The organism is Methylobacterium guangdongense (genome assembly GCF_038442355.1).
Lineage (GTDB): Bacteria > Pseudomonadota > Alphaproteobacteria > Rhizobiales > Beijerinckiaceae > Methylobacterium > Methylobacterium guangdongense.
The window spans coordinates 218,638-236,025 of sequence record NZ_JBBXMX010000003.1 but is presented as its reverse complement, the minus strand read 5'-3'; the positions used below and the strand labels follow the sequence as shown (position 1 = coordinate 236,025).

At 68.6% G+C, this 17,388-nt stretch carries 18 protein-coding genes; 9 read left to right on the top strand and 9 right to left on the bottom strand.

Features of this window, described 5'->3' with window-relative positions:
- The first annotated feature begins 14 nt into the window (after positions 1 to 14).
- From AAHG09_RS08190 to ureG, 4 genes are read left to right on the top strand one after another with little or no spacing between them, the layout of a single operon-like run.
- Positions 15 to 500 carry a DUF29 domain-containing protein gene (locus AAHG09_RS08190; RefSeq protein WP_342106570.1) on the top strand — a complete coding sequence of 162 codons (486 nt, stop codon included), beginning with the start codon at positions 15 to 17 and terminating at the stop codon, positions 498 to 500.
- 4 nt (positions 501 to 504) lie between these two features.
- On the top strand, positions 505 to 981 hold the full coding sequence (locus tag AAHG09_RS08185) for an urease accessory protein UreE (RefSeq protein ID WP_342106569.1): 477 nt from the start codon (positions 505 to 507) through the stop codon (positions 979 to 981).
- Positions 929 to 1,657 (top strand): urease accessory protein UreF, encoded by a 729-nt coding sequence (locus tag AAHG09_RS08180; RefSeq protein WP_342106566.1) that lies wholly within the window; start codon positions 929 to 931, stop codon positions 1,655 to 1,657. Before AAHG09_RS08185 ends, AAHG09_RS08180 begins: the two co-directional genes overlap by 53 nt.
- A 9-nt stretch (positions 1,658 to 1,666) precedes the next feature.
- Positions 1,667 to 2,290, top strand: coding sequence for an urease accessory protein UreG (ureG, locus tag AAHG09_RS08175; protein WP_342106565.1), 624 nt, complete (start codon positions 1,667 to 1,669; stop codon positions 2,288 to 2,290).
- A gap of 64 nt (positions 2,291 to 2,354) precedes the next feature.
- Here the strand turns inward: ureG and AAHG09_RS08170 are convergent, their stop codons facing one another.
- On the bottom strand, positions 2,355 to 2,579 hold the full coding sequence (locus tag AAHG09_RS08170) for a hypothetical protein (RefSeq protein WP_342106563.1): 225 nt from the start codon (positions 2,577 to 2,579) through the stop codon (positions 2,355 to 2,357).
- Between the two features lie 179 nt (positions 2,580 to 2,758).
- Here AAHG09_RS08170 and AAHG09_RS08165 point away from each other — a divergent pair, with 179 nt between their 5' ends.
- Positions 2,759 to 2,962, top strand: coding sequence for a DUF3311 domain-containing protein (locus AAHG09_RS08165; RefSeq protein WP_342106562.1), 204 nt, complete (start codon positions 2,759 to 2,761; stop codon positions 2,960 to 2,962).
- Positions 2,959 to 4,419 carry a sodium:solute symporter family protein gene (locus AAHG09_RS08160; RefSeq protein WP_342106560.1) on the top strand — a complete coding sequence of 487 codons (1,461 nt, stop codon included), beginning with the start codon at positions 2,959 to 2,961 and terminating at the stop codon, positions 4,417 to 4,419. The genes AAHG09_RS08165 and AAHG09_RS08160 overlap by 4 nt, the downstream gene beginning before the upstream one ends.
- Positions 4,420 to 4,437: 18 nt before the next feature.
- Here the strand turns inward: AAHG09_RS08160 and AAHG09_RS08155 are convergent, their stop codons facing one another.
- From AAHG09_RS08155 to AAHG09_RS08140, 4 genes are read right to left on the bottom strand one after another with little or no spacing between them, the layout of a single operon-like run.
- Positions 4,438 to 5,211, bottom strand: coding sequence for an ABC transporter permease (locus AAHG09_RS08155; protein WP_342106559.1), 774 nt, complete (start codon positions 5,209 to 5,211; stop codon positions 4,438 to 4,440).
- Positions 5,208 to 6,116, bottom strand: a complete 909-nt coding sequence (locus tag AAHG09_RS08150; RefSeq protein ID WP_342106557.1) for an ABC transporter permease — start codon at positions 6,114 to 6,116, stop codon at positions 5,208 to 5,210. Before AAHG09_RS08150 ends, AAHG09_RS08155 begins: the two co-directional genes overlap by 4 nt.
- Positions 6,113 to 7,168, bottom strand: coding sequence for an ABC transporter ATP-binding protein (locus AAHG09_RS08145; protein WP_342106555.1), 1,056 nt, complete (start codon positions 7,166 to 7,168; stop codon positions 6,113 to 6,115). Before AAHG09_RS08145 ends, AAHG09_RS08150 begins: the two co-directional genes overlap by 4 nt.
- A gap of 4 nt (positions 7,169 to 7,172) precedes the next feature.
- Positions 7,173 to 7,859, bottom strand: a complete 687-nt coding sequence (locus tag AAHG09_RS08140; RefSeq protein ID WP_091715957.1) for a Crp/Fnr family transcriptional regulator — start codon at positions 7,857 to 7,859, stop codon at positions 7,173 to 7,175.
- Between the two features lie 249 nt (positions 7,860 to 8,108).
- Between AAHG09_RS08140 and AAHG09_RS08135 the strand changes: the two genes are divergently transcribed.
- A complete protein-coding gene (locus AAHG09_RS08135) occupies positions 8,109 to 9,023 on the top strand; it encodes a UDP-3-O-acyl-N-acetylglucosamine deacetylase (protein WP_342106552.1) in 915 nt (304 codons plus the stop codon).
- Between the two features lie 16 nt (positions 9,024 to 9,039).
- Here the strand turns inward: AAHG09_RS08135 and AAHG09_RS08130 are convergent, their stop codons facing one another.
- Positions 9,040 to 10,107: an HD-GYP domain-containing protein gene (locus tag AAHG09_RS08130; RefSeq protein ID WP_342106551.1), complete on the bottom strand. Its 1,068-nt coding sequence runs from the start codon at positions 10,105 to 10,107 to the stop codon at positions 9,040 to 9,042.
- Positions 10,108 to 10,445: 338 nt separating this feature from the next.
- Here AAHG09_RS08130 and AAHG09_RS08125 point away from each other — a divergent pair, with 338 nt between their 5' ends.
- The gene (locus AAHG09_RS08125; protein ID WP_342106548.1) at positions 10,446 to 12,311 is read left to right on the top strand and encodes an ABC-F family ATP-binding cassette domain-containing protein; all 1,866 of its coding nucleotides are present in this window, start codon (positions 10,446 to 10,448) and stop codon (positions 12,309 to 12,311) included.
- Positions 12,312 to 12,316: 5 nt separating this feature from the next.
- On the opposite strand, the gene AAHG09_RS08120 is transcribed toward AAHG09_RS08125, so the two are convergent.
- On the bottom strand, positions 12,317 to 13,618 hold the full coding sequence (locus AAHG09_RS08120) for an aspartate aminotransferase family protein (protein ID WP_342106545.1): 1,302 nt from the start codon (positions 13,616 to 13,618) through the stop codon (positions 12,317 to 12,319).
- A gap of 87 nt (positions 13,619 to 13,705) precedes the next feature.
- Between AAHG09_RS08120 and AAHG09_RS08115 the strand changes: the two genes are divergently transcribed.
- Positions 13,706 to 14,560 carry a LysR substrate-binding domain-containing protein gene (locus AAHG09_RS08115; protein WP_342106544.1) on the top strand — a complete coding sequence of 285 codons (855 nt, stop codon included), beginning with the start codon at positions 13,706 to 13,708 and terminating at the stop codon, positions 14,558 to 14,560.
- An 11-nt stretch (positions 14,561 to 14,571) separates the two neighbouring features.
- Here AAHG09_RS08115 and AAHG09_RS08110 read toward each other — a convergent pair whose 3' ends face one another.
- Both AAHG09_RS08110 and AAHG09_RS08105 read right to left on the bottom strand, forming a co-directional pair.
- A complete protein-coding gene (locus tag AAHG09_RS08110; protein WP_342106543.1) occupies positions 14,572 to 15,300 on the bottom strand; it encodes a hypothetical protein in 729 nt (242 codons plus the stop codon).
- A 652-nt stretch (positions 15,301 to 15,952) separates the two neighbouring features.
- On the bottom strand, positions 15,953 to 17,284 hold the full coding sequence (locus AAHG09_RS08105) for an MFS transporter (RefSeq protein ID WP_342106541.1): 1,332 nt from the start codon (positions 17,282 to 17,284) through the stop codon (positions 15,953 to 15,955).
- Positions 17,285 to 17,388 lie beyond the last annotated feature (104 nt).

The following is a 17,388-nucleotide window of genomic DNA, read 5'->3' as shown; positions in this document are numbered from 1 at the left end:
GATTGGAGGCCGGCATGTCGAAGGTTGCGCTGAGAACGCCGCGATTGAATGATCTCTACGAGACCGATTTTTATCTCTGGACACAGGCTCAGGCGGATCTCCTGCGCGCCCGCCGCTTCGACGAACTGGATCTAGACCATCTGATCGATGAGGTGGCGAGCGTGGGCGCAGGCGATAAGCGCGAAATCCGTAACCGGCTGACCGTTCTGATCACCCACCTGCTGAAATGGAAATATCAGCCCGGAAGCCGATCGAGCAGCTGGAAGGGCACAATCGCCGAGCAGCGCTCCGGCTTGGCCGAGCTTCTCGATGCCAGCCCGAGTCTGCGCCGATATCCCGGCGACATCTTCGCCACGTCCTGTCTAGCCGGCCGACGCACGGCATCCGAACAGACAGGCATCGATTTCACGCTCTTTCCCGAACAGCCTCCCTTCAGCGTTGATCAGGCGCTGACCGACGGCTTCCTCCCGAAGGAGCCGGACCTCATTGACCAATCCTAAGGCTATGATCCGCGCAACCCGCATCCTCCGCCGCGATGCCCTCTCGGGCGGGGAGATCGTCGACCGGGTCGTGCTCGACCATGGCGACCGCCACCGGCGGCGGGTCGCCATGCGGGGCATCGGCGGGCTCGGGTTCCTGCTCGACCTGCCCGAAGTTACGGTGCTGGAGGACGGCGACGCCCTGGTCCTCGAGGACGGCCGTCTGGTCTGGGTCGAGGCTGCGGCGGAGCGGCTCCTGGAGATCCGGGCGCCGAACGACCACGCCCTCAAGCGCCTCATCTGGCATATCGGCAACCGGCACATCGCGGCCGAGATCGGCGCGGACGCGATCTGGATCGCCGACGACCACGTCCTCGCCGCGATGGTTCGGGGCCTTGGCGCCACCGCGATTCCGGTGGAGCGGCCGTTCCAGCCGGAAGGCGGCGCCTATGCGGGCGGTCACGATCATGCTCACGGCCACCACCATCCGCATGCCGCCTGAGATTCCGGACGCGCTACGGCTGATGGCATGGCTATCTCCCGGCTATCCGGTCGGCGCCTACGCGTATTCGCACGGCCTGGAATGGGCCGTCGAAGCCGGCGACATCCGCGACGAGGCAAGCCTTCTGGATTGGCTCGGAGACGTCTGCGCGCGCGGCTCGCTGCGCAACGATCTGATCCTGGCCCGCCACGCCCATCGAGCCGCGCAGGCGCAGGACGGTGATACGTTGACCGGATTGAACGATCTCGCCCTGGCTCTGGCCCCCTCGCGCGAGTTGCATCTGGAGACGAGCCAGCAGGGTCGCAGTTTTCTGGACGCCACCCTGGCGGCGTGGCCCTGCGCGGCCCTCTCGACCCTGGCCCCTCACCTCGACGGGCCGGTCGCCTATCCCGTGGCGGTCGGCACAGCCGCCGGAGCGCACAGCGTGGCGCTCGGGCCGATGCTGGCGACCTACGCGCTCGCCTTCGTGCAGAACCTCGTCTCGGCGGCCCTGCGGGCGGCACCGGTGGGTCAGGCGGCCGGCACCCGGGTCGTCGCCGCCCTCATCCCACGCCTGACGATGCTGGCCGCCGAGGCCGAGCATGCGGATCTCGACGCGCTCGGCGCGGCAACCTTTCGCCTCGATCTCGGCTCGTTCCGGCACGAGACCCAGTATTCCCGCATCTTCCGATCCTGAGGGCGCAGCATGACCGCATCGAATGGCCCACTCCGCGTCGGGATCGGCGGACCCGTCGGATCCGGCAAGACCGCCCTGATGGAGCAGCTCTGCAAGCGCTTCCGGGATCGCTACGAAATTTGCGCGATCACCAACGACATCTACACCAAGGAGGACGCGCGGATCCTCACCGTGGCCGGCGCTCTTCCGGAAGAGCGCATCCTCGGCGTCGAGACCGGCGGCTGCCCGCACACCGCGATCCGCGAGGATGCCTCGATCAACCTCGCCGCCGTCGCCGAGATGAGCCGGCGCTTCCCGAAGCTCGATCTGGTGCTGATCGAATCCGGCGGCGACAATCTCGCCGCGACCTTCTCGCCGGAACTCGCCGATATCACCCTCTACGTGATCGACGTCGCCGGGGGCGAGAAGATCCCGCGCAAGGGCGGCCCGGGCATCACCCGGTCGGACCTCCTGATCGTCAACAAAACCGACCTCGCGCCGCTGGTCGGGGCGGACCTGTCGGTCATGGAGTCGGACACGCAGCGGATGCGCGGAGCCCGGCCTTACGTGTTCGCGTCCCTGCGCGAGGGCGCCGGCGCCGATACCGTGGCGCGATTCATCGAGGAGGCGGGCGGGCTGGTGGCAGGCCGCTAGGCTGGTTCGTAGTGACGACTACGTGTTTGACGAAGACATTCCGGAGCGGCACGCCATCCGCTTCTCACCGACCGGCCTCGGCCGAGCGCGTCCGGCGCGGAGCGGCGGTCGGGACGCCCATCAGCGCGTCCAGCCGGCTCATCCGGGTGGAGAAATCGCGCAACGCGATGTCACGTGTTTTGAGGGTCGCGTGATGCACGGGCTTGGCCGGCGTCCGGACCGGCCGGGCTTCGGCAGCCGGAGCCGCGAGGAAAGCGGCCAGGAACATCAAGGTCAGTGTGCGGGCCATGGAGACTGCCTCACGATCCTTCGCCGTTGCGGCGACCACCCCGACAATAGGATCGCGCCAAGCGTGACCGTGTGCGTCAGCGCACGATTCGGTGATCGCTGTCGGCCGCCCGACACGATTGACAGCCAAGCGAGACTGATCCACCCCGAAGTATTGGTGGCGTTTGGATCGTATCGCGCATGCGAAATCTGCGCTGGCTCGCCGTTCTGCCGTTTATCGGCATCATTATCGGTCCGTCCTTCCTGAACCGCGTCGAGCCGTTCATTCTCGGGCTGCCGCTGCTCCTGGCCTGGCTCGTGTTCTGCGTCCTCGGCACCTCTGCGGTGATGGCGCTCATCTACTGGACGGATCCCGAGAATCGCGCGTCCGGAGATCCGCGATGAGCATCGCGCTCATCATCGTCGCGGCCGGCTTCGCGCTGGCGATCGGTCTCGGCCTCTATGCGCGGCTCGGCCGCGAGATGGGTCTGGAGCAATGGACCGTCGGCGGCCGCGGCTTCGGCACGGCCCTGGTCTTCCTGCTGATGGCCGGCGAGATCTACACGACCTTCACGTTTCTCGGCGGCTCCGGCATCGCCTACGGGAAGGGCGGCCCGGCCTACTACATCCTCTGCTACCTGACCCTCGCCTACGTGACCTCGTACTGGCTCCTGCCGCCGGTCTGGCGCTACGCCAAGCAGAACGGGCTCTACACGCAGCCGGATTTTTTCGCGCGCAAATACGAGAGCCCGGCGCTCGGCATGCTGGTGGCAGCGGTGGGGCTCGTGGCGCTCGTTCCCTACCTCGTGCTCCAGCTCAAGGGTCTCGGGATCATCGTCTCCACGGCGTCCTACGGGGCGATCCCGGCCACAGCAGCGGTCTGGATCGGCGCCGCCGCGCTCACCGCCTACGTGGTGGTCTCAGGGGTGCACGGATCGGCCTGGACGGCGGTCGTGAAGGATACGAGCATCCTCCTCGTCGTGCTGTTCCTGGGGATCTACCTGCCGCTGCACTATTACGGCAGCTATGGCGGCCTGTTCCGGGCGATCGAGGCGGCCAAGCCCGGCTTCCTGGCGCTGCCCGACCGCGGCCAGAGCCCGGTCTGGTTCTCCACCACGGTCCTGCTGACGGCGCTCGGTGGATACATGTGGCCGCACACCTTCGCGTCGCTCTATACGGCGCGCCAGCCCGGTGCCTTCCGGCGCAATGCCGTGATCCTGCCGCTCTACCAGCTGATCAACCTGTTCGTGTTCATGATCGGCTTCACCGCCGTCCTGCAGGTGCCGGGGCTGGCAGGGCCGGACGTCGACCTGTCGTTGTTCAAGCTGTCGCTGGCGAGCTTTCCGCCCTGGGTCATCGGCGTGATCGGCGCCACCGGTGTGCTCACCGCCCTGGTGCCCGGCTCGATGATCCTGATCGCCGGCGCCACGCTCGTGGCCAATAACCTCGTCCGGCCCCTGCGGCCGGGCATGGACGACGCCGCGACCGCGCGGTTGTGCAAGATCGTCGTGCCGATCCTGGCACTGGTCTGTGTCGGATTCACGCTCCAGGGCGGCGATACGATCGTGCAGCTGCTGCTGATGGGCTACAACTTCGTCACGCAGCTCTTCCCGTGCTTCATCGCGAGCCTGATGCGCCGGAATCCGCTGAGCCGGCCCGCTGCGGCGGCGGGCATCGTGGCGGGCGTCGCCACGGTGACGGCGACGGTGCTCAGCGGCTTCAGCCTGTCGAAACTCCCGTTCCTGGGCCCACTCCAAGACGTGAACGTGGGCGTCGCCGCACTCGCGGTGAATCTTCTGGTCACGGGCGCGGTTGCATTCGCGACTCGGGTTGGCCGGGCCGAGCGCACGCAGGCCGCCTGACATCCGATCCCAGCGTTCTCACTGTGCGTCCCGCCGGGCGGTCAGCCAGGACGCCACGAGCACCGCGGCGCTCACGAGGCCGACGAGCAGGGTCGAGGCCGCGTTGATCTCGGGATTCACGCCCAGCCGGACGCGGCTGTAGAGGCGCATCGGCAGCGTGGTCGAGCCCGGCCCCGAGACGAAGCTCGCGATCACCAGATCGTCGAGCGACAGGGTGAAGGCGAGGAGCGCCCCCGCGATGACGGCCGGCCCGAGCAGCGGCAGGGTGATGGTCGTCAGCACCCGCATCGGCGGGGCGCCGAGATCGGCCGCCGCCTCCTCCAGGGTCCGGTCGAGACCGCGCAGGCGTGCCGCCACCACCACGGCAACGAAGCCCGTGCAGAAGGTCGCATGCGCGATCACGATGGTGAGGAGGCTGCGGTCGAGTCCGATGCCGATGAACATCAGCAGGAGCGAGAGGCCGATCATCACCTCCGGCATCACGATCGGCCCGAGGACGAGGCCGGTGAAGAGCGCGCGGCCCCGGAAGCGGCGCTGACGCTCCAGCACCAGCGCGGCGAGCGTCCCGAGTATCGTGGCGATAACGCTCGTGAGGACCGCAACCTTCAGCGACACCCAGGCGGAGGCGAGCAACGGCGCGTCGGCCAGCAGGGCCGCGTACCATTGGGTCGAGAACCCGCCCCAGACCGTCACGAGCGGCGAGGCGTTGAACGAGTAGCCGATCAGCACCAGGATCGGCGCGTACAGGAAGGCCAGCCCGGCCACCAGGGCGGTGCGCGTCACCCAGGTCACGGCCCCTCCTCGCCGGTCTGCAGGCTGTCGCGGAACAGGACGACCGGGACGATGACGATGGCGAGGATCAGGACGGCGACCGCCGAGGCCAGCGGCCAGTCGCGGTTGGAGAAGAATTCGCTCCACAGCACCCGGCCGAGCATCAGCGTCTCGGAGCTGCCGAGCAGGTCCGGGATGATGAACTCGCCGACCATCGGGATGAAGCACAGGCCGGCGCCGGCCACGATGCCCGGAAGGCTGAGCGGCAGCGTCACGCTCCAGAACACCCGGGTCGGCGCGGCGCCGAGATCCGCAGCGGCGTCCCGCAGGGTGGGATCGAGGCGGTTCATCACCGCGTAGAGCGGCATCACCATGAACGGCAGGTAGGCGTAGACGAGGCCGATGATCACCGCGGCGTCGGTGTTGAGGATGTTGAGCGGCGTACGGATCACTCCGAGGCGCAGCAGCACGAGATTGAGCAGCCCCTCCGGCTTGAGGATCGCGATCCAGGCGTAGACCCGGATCAGGAAGCTCGTCCAGAACGGGACGACCACGAGCGCCACGAGGACGGGCTGCCAACGCGACGGCGCCCGGGCCAGCGCGTAGGCCAGCGGTGTGCCGACGGCGACCAGGATGGCGCTCGCGAGCGCCGCGTAGCCCAGGGAGCCGAGCGCGGCGTCACGGTAGAACGGGTCAGCGTAGAGGGTGGCGTAGTTGTCGAGGTTCAGCGCTTCGAGGAAGCTCGACCAGCCGTCGAGGCCGCCCTGCCAGTCGAGCACCGGCAGGTAGGGTGGGATCGCGGTCGCCGGCTCCGACAGGCTGATCTTCAGGGTGATCGCGAAGGGCAGCAGGAAGAACGCGGCCAGCCACAGGAAGGGCGGCAGGCGGATCAGTCGGTCGAACAGGGAGCGCGATCGTCCGCTCATGCCGGGAGGATCGCCGCCGCCCCGGTGGCGAAGGAGGCGTGCGTCTCGGATCCCGGCGGTGCATCGGTATCGGTCGGGCGGCCGCTCGCCCGCAGGGTCGAGCCGTCCGGCAGGCGCAGGCTCCGGCGCAAGCGGTCGCCCAGGAAGGTCGCCTCGGCCACCGTCACGGGCAGGCCCGCCTCGCCGAGGACGAGATCCTCGAGGCGCACCGCCACCACCACCGCCGTACCCTCGGCAAGCGGCGATGCGGCGATCCCCCGGACTGGCCCGTGGACGGTCTCCACGGTTCGGGCTTCGCCCGCCTCATCCGGGCCGAGGCGCCCCGGGATCAGGTTCACGTCGCCGAGCAGTCCCGCCACGTAGCGGTTGGCCGGCCGCCGGTAGAGCTCGGCCGGCGACCCGATCTGGACCAGCCGCCCGGCCTCCATGACGCCGATCCGGTCGGCGAGCATCATGGCCTCCTCGGGATCGTGGGTCACGACCACGAAGGCGGTGCCGAGGCGGCGCTGCACGGCGCGCAGCTCGCCCTGCGTCTCCTCGCGCAGGCCCCGGTCGAGGGCGCCGAGGGGTTCGTCGAGGAGCAGGAGCTTCGGCTCCCGGGCGAGCGCCCGGGCCAGGGCCACGCGCTGCCGCTGGCCGCCCGACAGCGTCTCGGGACGGCGGTCGCCGAACCCGTCGAGGCGCACGAGCCGCAGCAGGTCCGCCACCCGCGCGGCGGCCTCGGCCCGGCCCATCCCGGCGAGGCCGTAGGCGATGTTCTTCGCCACGCTCATGTGCGGGAACAGCGCGTAGGACTGGAACATCATGTTCACCGGGCGCCGGTGCGGCGGCAGGCCGGTGAGATCCTGCTCGCCCAGCCGGATCCGGCCGGCACTCGGCCGCTCGAATCCCGCGATCAGGCGCAGCAGGGTGCTCTTCCCGCAGCCGGAGGGCCCGAGCAGGCAGAAGAACTCGCCGGGCTCGAGGTCGAGGGACACCGCATCCACGGCGCGGTGCGCGCCGAAGCTCTTGCTCAGATCCGTCAGGCTCAGGCGCGGCGGAGATCCCGACAAGGGGTCAGGAATCCTCGCGCAGCGCCTCGGCGACGCGCGCTTCGAGGAGATCCGGCCGGCGCAGGACGAGGGCGCCACGGGTGCGGTCGACCAACCCCTCGGCCGCCATCGCGGTGAATTCCCGGGTCACCTGCTCGCGCCGGCACCCGATCCGCGCCGCCAGCACGTGATGATACGGCGGCGGCGAGACCACGCGCTCGCCCGAGGCGCCGGTCCGCGGCACCGAGAGGCGCAGCAGCTCGGCGTAGAGGCGGTGCTTCAGATCGAGCAGCGCGTGTTCCATCAGCCGGGTGTTGAGCTCGCGCACGCGCTTGGCCAGCAGGCGGAACAGGCGGTCGGCGATCGCCTCCGAGGCGAACACCATCTGGCGGAACACCGGAGCCGGCACGACGCAGACCTCGCCGCGGGTGAGCGCCGTGACGTTGGCGGAGCGGCCGATCCCGTCGATGGCGGCCAGTTCGCCGAAGAACGCGCCGCCGCGCATCTCGCCGAGGATCACCTCCTTGCCGGACTGGGTCCGGTTCAGGATGCGAACCTCGCCGGTGGCGATGAAGTAGACGTCGGTGGAGATGTCGTCGAAATCGACTAGCACCTCGTTCTCGTCGAAGCGGCGCCAGTGGCAGCGGGATTCGTAGGTGCTGAGCTCGATGCCCGGATCCTTGAAGAAGGGAATCGTCCCCAGCCGCGCCATCGATACGATTCCCTCAACGCCAGTCCGGCCTTCATCCCTGCCCAAACGGGTGCCGGCCGCAGATCTGGGGACGGGGGCAGCCCGGACACCGCCGCAACGGCGCTCCGACCATCGGGCCGACGTGATCGTGACCGGCACGGGCTGGCCGGTCAAGCCGGGCCGGCGTGAACAGGAGTTTATTGGCGTGGATCAGGAGATCTGGGCTACACGCCGATTCCGCCGCAGCGGGCGGTTCCGATGCACCACGCCTTGTCGATCACACGTCTCAATCCTGACGAAACCGCAGCTGCCACGCCGCGGCCAGCCACCCGGCTCCAGGCCACGCTGGCGCTGCCGTTCGAGCGCTCCGGATGCAGCCTGCATTCCGGTCGGCACGCCACGGTCCGCGTCTCCCCGGCCCCGGCGGATCACGGCATCGTCTTCCGCCGCCGGCTGAAGGATGGGCGCGTCGTCGACGTGCCGGCTCTGTGGCAGTACCGGGAATCGCAGCCGCTCTCCTCGGCGCTCCGGCGCCAGGGCATCCTCGTCCGGACGATCGAGCATCTGTTGGCGTCGCTGAGCGCCCTGCGGATCGACAACGTCCTGGCCGAGATCGACGCCGACGAGTTGCCGATCTTCGACGGCAGCGCCACGCCGTGGTGCGAGGCGATTCGCGCCGCCGGGCGCAGCGAGCAGCCGCAAAGCTGCCGGCCCATTCGGGTGCTGCGCGCGGTCTCGGTCACGAACGGGCGGCGGCATCTCCGGATCGAGCCGGGCACGGGCCTCCACATCACGGGGCATATCGAACTGGCGCATATCGGGCCGGTCGACTGGTCGGGCGCCATCACGCCCGAGACCTTCGAGCGCGAGATTGCCCCGTCGCGGAGTTTCGGCCGCTACGTGCGCGCCATGGCGGGGCGGGCGTACGGCTACGCCACGGGCCGGGATTTCCTGCAGGGCGTCTCGACCCGATCGGCGGCACTCCTCGTGCGCGACCGCGTGCTGGGCGGCATGCGCGTGCCGGGCGAGCCGGTCCGCCACCGCGTGCTCGACCTCGTCGGCGACCTCGCCCTGATCGGCCATCCGGTCCAAGGCCATATCACGGCCCTGCACACCGGGCATGAGCTGAACCACGCGCTCGTTGCGGCGCTGATGCAGGACCAAGCGGCTTGGGAGCTGGTGTGAGGCCGCGACGCAGCGGTCACGCCGAGGCGCGTTGCGGCACGTCGCAGGCGCCGGCCACCGCCGCGAAGGCGCGCACGAGATCGCCGTCGAGCTTCGGGCCCATGGATTTCAGGATCGCGTAGGCTTCCGTGGCGGGCTTCGGGGCCTTGTAGGGCCGCGCCTCGATCAGCGCCGCGAAGATGTCGGAGATCGTGATCAGCCGCACGAGATCCAGGATTTCCGCGCCGCGCAGGCCGTCCGGATAGCCGGACCCGTCGAGGTACTCGTGGTGGGATCGCACGACCGCGAGGGTCAGGGGATCGTAGTTCCCGTCGATCAGCATGGCGTGGCCGATGGCGGGGTGGCGGTCCATCTCCCGCCGCTCCTCGGGCGTCAGCGGCGCCGGCTTGTTCAGGATGGCGCGCGGGATCTTCGCCTTGCCGATGTCGTGCAGCAGCGCGCCTTTGACCAGAAAGCGCGAATCGGTGTCGTTCAGCCCCAGAGTCCGGGCGAATTCCGCCGCCAGCCCCGCCACGCTCAAGCAGTGGCGGTGTGTGTTGTCGTCGAAACTCGCGACCACGGCGAGCCAATCGCGGATCTTGGTCTCGCGGATCGCCTGATTGACCAGCGTGGCGCCCGACTCGACGGTGGCCACGCTCGGCGGTCCGTCGTCGCGGAAGATCGTGGCGAACACCGCCCGGGCGGCTGCGGCCTGATCGATCAGATCGCGGCGCGTCGGTGGGTTTGCCGCGCCGGCCGCCGTGAGGCTTGCGACCGTGTTCAGGAGCAGGATAGCCGCCGCGGAAGCCGGCAGGACCCGCGTGGCGCCCAGGGCCGTCGCCTGGATTTCGCCGCGACCGAGGTTGCCGTAGATAAGCGCCAGGAACGGCGTGTCCGGTCCGCGCGCGATCGCGAGGGCATGGCGCAGCCGGCGGACGGATTCCGAGGTGAGCGCGCTGACGTCGCTGATGATCAGGCCAGCCGCCGTGGGTGGCGTCTCATCTCCGTAGAGATCGTGCAGCTGCACACGCCGGTCCGCACCAAGATTGCGCACAATACGTTCGGCGCGGCTCAGGTCGTCGGTGAGGATCAGTGTCCGATGCAAGACTTGACTCCTTCAACCCCAGCCGAGCCTGCGAGACACAGGTTAGAGCAGAACCGCCGACGGCATGTGACAGCCCGTTGCTCTGCACCGTGGTCCGCCCGCGTGCGAATGGCCGGTTCTACGCTGATACACCGCCTCACAGGACGACCTTGCTTCGGGAAGGATGCGATTTCGTTAAAAGGTTTCCTGGGATGCAGGTTTGGGCGATCGCGTCCTCCATCGAACGAGCCACGGATGCGCGTCGCCCGATCGACCTGCCGCCGGCGCTCGCCCCTCCGCGAGCCTCTCCGCTCGCCCTTCCGCTTGCCTCTCCGCCTCCGGCCAGCCAGAACGCCGCCATGCTGCGCGTCAATGACCTCACCTACCGCATCGGCGACCGCCTGATCCTCGATTCTGCGAGCTTCACGATTCCGGAGGGCGCGCGCGTCGGCCTCGTGGGGCGCAACGGCGCCGGCAAGACCACCCTATTCAAGGCCATCCTGGGCGACCTGCCGGTGGACGCCAAGGCGGTCTCGCTGCCCAAGGGCATGCGGATCGGCGCCGTCGCGCAGGAGGCCCCGGCCGGCCCGGAGACGCTGCACGCCGTCGTGCTGGCCGCCGATACCGAGCGAGCCCGGCTCATGGCGGAAGCCGAGACCGCCGACGGGCTGCGCCGCGCCGAGATCGAGACGCGGCTGGTCGATATCGGCGCGCATTCGGCGCCCGCCCGCGCCGCCGCCATCCTGCACGGCCTCGGCTTCGACGCCGCCGCGCAAGCGCGCCCCTGCTCGGATTTCTCCGGCGGGTGGCGCATGCGGGTGGCGCTGGCCGCGGTGCTGTTCTCGGAGCCCGACCTGCTCCTTCTCGATGAGCCGACCAACTACCTCGACATCGAAGGCACGCTCTGGCTCTACGATTACCTCGAACGCTACCCGCGCACGGCGATCATCATCAGCCACGATCGGGACCTGCTCGACACATCCGTCGACCACATCCTGCATCTCGATCGGGGCAAGCTGGCGATCTACCGCGGCGGCTACACCAGTTTCGCCAAGCAGCTCTCCGAGAAGCGGGTCCTGCAGGCGAAGGCGAAGGCCAAGCAGGACGTCGAGCGGGCGCATCTCCAGAGCTTCATCGACCGGTTCAAGGCCAAGGCCACCAAGGCGCGCCAAGCCCAATCGCGGATGAAGCGCCTCGCCAAGATGGAGCCGATCGCGGCCCTACTCGAAGACGACGTGCCGGTGATCCACCTGCCCAGCCCCGAGAAGCCGTTATCGCCGCCGATCGTCGCGATGGAGCGGGTGAAAGCCGGCTACGGCGACCGGATCGTTCTGACGGGCCTCGATCTCAGCCTCGCCCCGGACGACCGCGTGGCGCTGCTCGGCGCCAACGGCAACGGCAAGTCGACCTTCTGCAAGCTGATCGGCGGTCGCCTCGGACCCGCCGCCGGCGAGGTGAAGCGTTCCTCCAAGATGGAGGTGGCGTACTTCGCCCAGCACCAGCTCGACGAGTTGCGTCCCTCCGAGAGCGCCTACGCGCATGTCCGGACCCTGATGCCGGACGTGCCCGAGGCGAAGGTGCGGTCCGCCACGGCCCGCCTCGGCTTCGGCGCCAACAAGGCCGACACGCCGGTCGAGAAACTCTCGGGCGGCGAGAAGGCGCGGCTGCTGATGGGGCTGGCGGCCTTCCACGGGCCGCATCTCCTCATCCTCGACGAGCCGACCAACCACCTCGACATCGAGAGCCGACAGGCCCTCGTGGAGGCGATCAACGATTACGAGGGCGCCGTCATCCTGGTCTCGCACGACCGTTTCCTCGTGGAGGCCTGCGCCGACCGGTTGTGGCTGGTGGCGGATGGCACCGTGAAGACGTTCGACGGCGACATGGACGATTACCGGAAGCTCGTCCTGTCCGGACCGGACCGCGAGGCCGAGCGCGACGCTGAGAGTGCCGGCGGCCAGAAGGCCGAGGCGCGCCGGGCCGGGGTCGAGCGCCGCGCGGCTCTCGCGCCGCTGCGCAAGCGCCTGGAGGCCATCGAGGCCCGCATGGCGAAACTCACCACCGCCATCCAGAAGATCGACGCCGCCCTCGAGGACGGCTCCGCCTTCCGCGAAAACGCCGCCAAGGCCGGCGAGATCGCCAAGATGCGCGCGGACGCGGCCGCCGCGCTGGCCGCCGCCGAGGAGGAGTGGCTGACGGTCAGCACCGAGATCGAGGCGGCCTGAGCCTCCTACAGGCTGGCCTCGATGGCGCGCCCCAGGATGTCGACGCCGAGGTCGATCTCCGCGTCGGTCGCGGTCAGCGGCGGTGCGATACGGAACACGCCGCCCATCCCGGGCAGCTGGACGATGTTCATGCTAAGGCCGAGCTCCAGGCACCGCCGGGTGATGGCATCCCCGAGTTCGGCCGCCGGTACTTTCGTGGCCCGGTCGGCCACGATTTCCACGCCCCGGAGCAGACCGCGCCCGCGCACGTCGCCGATGCAGGCAAAGCGCTGTTGAAGCGCGTGCAGCCGGGCGGCGAGCCGGGCGCCCGCCTCCTCGGCCCGGGCGACCAGGCGATCGCGCGCGACGATCTCCAGCACCTTCAGGCCGACCGCCGCCGGCAGCGGATCGGACACGTGCGTGGTGTAGAACAGGAAGCCGCGCGCATGGCAGAGATCCTCGATCTCGGGCGTGGTCAGGACGGCCGCGAGCGGCAGGCTGGCCCCCAGCGTTTTCGAGAGCGTCAGAATATCGGGCACCACCTCGTCGCGCTCGCAGGCGAACATCAGGCCCGTGCGGCCGATCCCCGTCTGCGCCTCATCGAGGATCAGCAGCATGCCGCGCTCGACGCACTTCTCCTTGAGCGCCGCGAGATAGCCGGGCGGCAGGTCGATGATGCCGCCCGAGCTCAGGATCGGCTCCGCGAGGAACGCCGCGAGGTTGCCGGTCGACTGCCGGTCGATCAACGCGAAGGCGTAATCCAGCTCGGTCCGCCAGTCCGGTGCGCTGTCCTTGAGGAAGGCCGGACGGTAGGCGTTCGGCGCCGGGATCGCGAAGGATCCGGTCGGGGCCGGGCCGTAGCCCTTCCGGCCGGCGCTGTAGGTCGCCGAGGCCGCCCCCGCGGTCATCCCATGCCAGGACTGGGCGAAGCTCACGACCTCCCAACCGCCCGTGGCGAGCTTGGCCAGGCGCAGGGCGGCCTCGTTGGCCTCGGCCCCGGTGGTGAGCAGCAACACGCGGTCGAGGTCGCCGGGCGCCAGCCGTGCGAGTTCCGTGGCGAGATCGACGACGGGCCGCGTCAGCATCCCGCTGAACAGGTGATCGAGCCGGCCGACATGATCCGCCACCACGGCGGCGATCTCGGGATGGCCGTGGCCGAGGATCGCGCTCATCTGCCCGGAGGTGAAATCGAGGATCTTCCGTCCGTCGGCGTCGTAGACGAAGCTGCCCTCCGCGCGCTCGATGATCAGCGGCGCGAACGTGCCGCCGTAGCGGATCAGATGCCGGCGCGCCCGCATCCAGAAATCGGGGTCGTCGTTCCGCGTCATGGGCGCTCCTGCTCGCTGCGGCCATGATATGACAGCGCCTACCCCCAGGGCAGCTTATAGTTCTGAAGGGAGCCTTCAGAGACCTTGATGGCACGCGCGCTCGACATCGACCTCTTGCGCAGCTTCGCGAGCGTGGCGGAGACCGGCGCGCTCAGCCGTGCCGCAGGCCGGATCGGCCGGAGCCAAGCGGCGCTCAGCATGCAGATGAAGCGGCTGGAGGAGCTCGTCGGGCAGCCGCTCCTGACGCGGACGGGCCGCGGTGTCGTGCTGACCGTCCAGGGCGAGCGGCTGCTGCTCCATGCCCGCCGGATCCTGTCCGCGCACGACGATGCCCTGGCGGAACTCTCCGGCGGGAGCCTGACCGGCAGCCTGCGGTTCGGCTGTCCGGATGATTACGCGCAGGCCTTCCTGCCAACGCTGCTGCGCGGCTTCGCCCAGCACCACCCGGCGGCGGCGATCGAGGTGATCTGTGCCGCGACGCCGCGTCTGCAGGCGCAGTTCGATCGGGGTGGCCTCGACCTCGCCCTCGTCTCGGTTCCGCTCGACGCCGAGCGCACCGTCCTGCGCCGCGAGAATCTCGTCTGGGTGGGGACGCGCGACGCGACCCCGCTTTGGTCCGATCCCGTGCCGCTGGCCCTGGGCGATCCCGACACGCTCGACCATCGCGCCGCCCTCACCGCCCTCGACCGCGTCGGGCGCGGCTATCGCATCGCCTATGCGAGCGGCAGCCTATCCGGCCTCCTCGCCGTCGTTCGATCCGGCCAAGCGATCGCCGTGCTGACACGCTCCGCCGTACCCGCCGACTTGCGGATCCTGACACCGGCCGGCGGTCTGCCGGCACTCGGGCGGATCGGTGTCACCCTCCGGATCGACGAGCGCCATGCCACGCCGCTGGCGCGCGCCTTTGCCAAGCATGTCGAAGCCATCCTGCCGACCGCGTAAATCGACGACGATCATGTCTCCGGGTCGTCTTCCGGATCGCGGCGATGGGCGCTGTGATCATCGCCTTCCGTTCGCTCGATCTGGCTCGGCCAGAACAATAAAACTTCTTCATTGTCGACCGGGATCCAATTGATGTTCGTATGCGGATGCGCCTCGCTGAATGTCTTGTAATTGTCCGTATTGCACAGCAGGTGGATGTCTTTCGGAACCAGAGCCGCAACCGGGGTCATCAAAGCCATTTTCACCTCCGGCTTGACGTTCGTATCCGCGGGGGTGAGGCCACGATATTTCCGGTTCGGGATATCCGGGAACGCTGCGGCCCATGCAGCTACGATACGGGGCGTGTCGTATTGGACGACCGTATCGGCACCGACCTTTCGGGTTGGACTGTGATCCAGCCGAACATCCTCGCTCCAGTTGCGATTGGCAGCACTGGTCGCCTTCACGGGTTCCGGCGCGACGACGGGCGCCGTCGCGACGGCCGTCACCGTCTCGGTGATGTGGGTTGCGTGAACGTAACGCGTTTCGAAGTCAGCCGCACTGACCGCTTGCGCCTTCACGTTGGCCAGCGACAGCACGGCGTCGGCTGTTCCCGGTGCCAGGACGTAGGCCGACCTGGGATCGAGCGCTATCGGCTCAGTGGGTGCAGCCGATTTCGATGCTGCCCGTGCAGTCGCATCGATGGGCGGAGATTTTTGGGCGGCTGCCGCGACTGCATTCGTCGAAGGTACATAATCCATGTCACAATCCCCCACCCACAGATGCGATCGGAAATTTGCAACCTCCCCGCACGATACTGTGTTGTTGCCTGTCGTAGAGTTGCGGCGAAGAAATCATTCTGCTGCGGACGTATTTCGAAACGAGCGTCCCGCTTTTCGTGCGTCGGCGCGATACGGAGCTGAGGTCCGCGTATGGTCGACGGAAAGTTGCGGCTCTATGGACGATGTCGCGTCGTCCTGATCATCTGACGCGACTGAGCGCTGAGTGTGTTCAGCGCAGATCCGAGAACGGATCGAATCCGGGGTGCTGCGACCGGGATCGGCGCCGTTCGGTTCTCAAGGGTAATCCACGGACGCGCATGGCCGCCTCGACCATCTGCCACCCGGCGGCCGTCATGTCCGCTGGCACTGCATCCTAGAGCTTCATGCTCTATCCCATCTAACATGAACGCCCGGCCAAAGGCCTGTCAACGATGTAACGCGGCCATAAAGCACGACTCACCAAAGAATTTGGCAGCCCGGCCAGGTGCTTTCCTCTTCGTCGAGACCTGTCGATCGATGCCTGGACATGAGGAAAGACGCCTTTCGTCTCGCCGTTTTGCATACACGATACGACTGTACGAGCGAGACAGCACTTCACCGGGTCTATCCGCGGCGCATGGCGCGCTGGGCGTCAGGCCCGGGCAGCCTGCGCCGGCTGGTTCCGCCCACGGCCGAGACCCAGCACCAGCAGGCATCCGAGTCCGGACAGGACGACGAGCGGGAGAAGCCCGAGCGGATAGCTGCCGGTCGCATCCTTGATCACGCCGAGCAGGTACGTCCCCACGAAGCCGCCGATATTGCCGATGGCGTTGATCTGCGCGATCCCGGCCGCGGCCGCACCGGCCGAGAGCCATTCGGTGGAGAGCGCCCAGAACGGCCCCTTCACCGTGTAGGTGGCGGTCACGGCGAGGCACAGGATCAGGATCGTCGGCAGGAGCTGCGTCGTGGCGATCGAGGCGGCCAGGCTCAGCGCCAGCAGGCCCAAGGGCAGCGCCGTATGCCACATCCGCTCGCGATTCCGGTCCGAGGAGCGGCCCCACAGGATCATCAGGACCGAGGCCACGCCGAACGGGATGGAATTGAGCAGACCCGTCTGCAGATTGGTCAGGCCGAAGGACTTGATGATCTGCGGCTGCCACAGGGACAGGCACTGGCTGGCCCCCGAGGCGCCGGCGTAAATCAGCGACGCGGCGAGGACGTAGCGGTTGCGCATGACCTGCCAGACCGAGAGATGGCGGGCCGGTGCGGTCTCACCCTGCACCACGGAGGCGCGCTCGGCGGAGAGACGCTCCTGAAGCCACGCGCTCTGTTGGGGTGTCAGCCAGCGGGCGGAGCCCGGGCCGTCCGGGAGCAGGAAGAAGGCGGCGAAGCCGAGCAGCACAGCCGGCGCTGCCTCCAGGATGAACAGCCACTGCCAGCCGCGCAGACCCATCATCCCGTCGGTGTTGAGGATCGCGGCCGAGATCGGCGAGCCGAGGAAGCTCGAGATCGGGATCGCCACCATGAAGATGGCCACGATCCGGCCCCGGTAGGCACGGGGAAACCAGTAGGTCAGGTACAGGATCACGCCCGGGAAGAAGCCAGCTTCGGAGGCACCCAGCAGCAGGCGCACGGCGTAGAAGGAATAGGGTCCGACCACGAACGCCATGGCGGCCGAGACCAGCCCCCAGGTGATCATGATCCGGGCGATCCAGATCCGGGCGCCGAACCGCTCCATGGCGAGGTTGCTGGGCACCTCGCACAAGACATACGAGACGTAGAACAGGCCGCCGCCGAGCCCGAACTGCGCCGCCGAGAGCCCGATATCGTGGTTCATCTGCAGGGCTGCGAAGCCGGCATTCACCCGATCGACGAAGGCGATGAAATAGGCGAGCATGAGGAACGGCAGGATGCGCCACGTCACCCGGCGCAGCGTCGCGCGCTCGATCTCCGGGATCGCCTCCGGGGGTTGCGTCGCGGCCATGCCTGTTCTCCTCGCCTGTCATCCGGCATGAGGCAGGTCCGTGGCGCAGGCCAGCCGTGATGGGCGACAGGATTGCGCATCTGTCACGTTTCGTCCCGCGGGAC

Coding starts and splice junctions, on each gene's coding strand:
- AAHG09_RS08190 (WP_342106570.1), top strand. CDS start 15: ATGTCGAAGGTTGCGCTGAGAACGCCGCGATTGAATGATCTCTACGAG.
- AAHG09_RS08185 (WP_342106569.1), top strand. CDS start 505: ATGATCCGCGCAACCCGCATCCTCCGCCGCGATGCCCTCTCGGGCGGG.
- AAHG09_RS08180 (WP_342106566.1), top strand. CDS start 929: ATGCGGGCGGTCACGATCATGCTCACGGCCACCACCATCCGCATGCCG.
- ureG (WP_342106565.1), top strand. CDS start 1,667: ATGACCGCATCGAATGGCCCACTCCGCGTCGGGATCGGCGGACCCGTC.
- AAHG09_RS08170 (WP_342106563.1), bottom strand. CDS start 2,579: ATGGCCCGCACACTGACCTTGATGTTCCTGGCCGCTTTCCTCGCGGCT.
- AAHG09_RS08165 (WP_342106562.1), top strand. CDS start 2,759: ATGCGAAATCTGCGCTGGCTCGCCGTTCTGCCGTTTATCGGCATCATT.
- AAHG09_RS08160 (WP_342106560.1), top strand. CDS start 2,959: ATGAGCATCGCGCTCATCATCGTCGCGGCCGGCTTCGCGCTGGCGATC.
- AAHG09_RS08150 (WP_342106557.1), bottom strand. CDS start 6,116: ATGAGCGGACGATCGCGCTCCCTGTTCGACCGACTGATCCGCCTGCCG.
- AAHG09_RS08140 (WP_091715957.1), bottom strand. CDS start 7,859: ATGGCGCGGCTGGGGACGATTCCCTTCTTCAAGGATCCGGGCATCGAG.
- AAHG09_RS08125 (WP_342106548.1), top strand. CDS start 10,446: ATGCTGCGCGTCAATGACCTCACCTACCGCATCGGCGACCGCCTGATC.
- AAHG09_RS08120 (WP_342106545.1), bottom strand. CDS start 13,618: ATGACGCGGAACGACGACCCCGATTTCTGGATGCGGGCGCGCCGGCAT.
- AAHG09_RS08115 (WP_342106544.1), top strand. CDS start 13,706: ATGGCACGCGCGCTCGACATCGACCTCTTGCGCAGCTTCGCGAGCGTG.
- AAHG09_RS08110 (WP_342106543.1), bottom strand. CDS start 15,300: ATGGATTATGTACCTTCGACGAATGCAGTCGCGGCAGCCGCCCAAAAA.
- AAHG09_RS08105 (WP_342106541.1), bottom strand. CDS start 17,284: ATGGCCGCGACGCAACCCCCGGAGGCGATCCCGGAGATCGAGCGCGCG.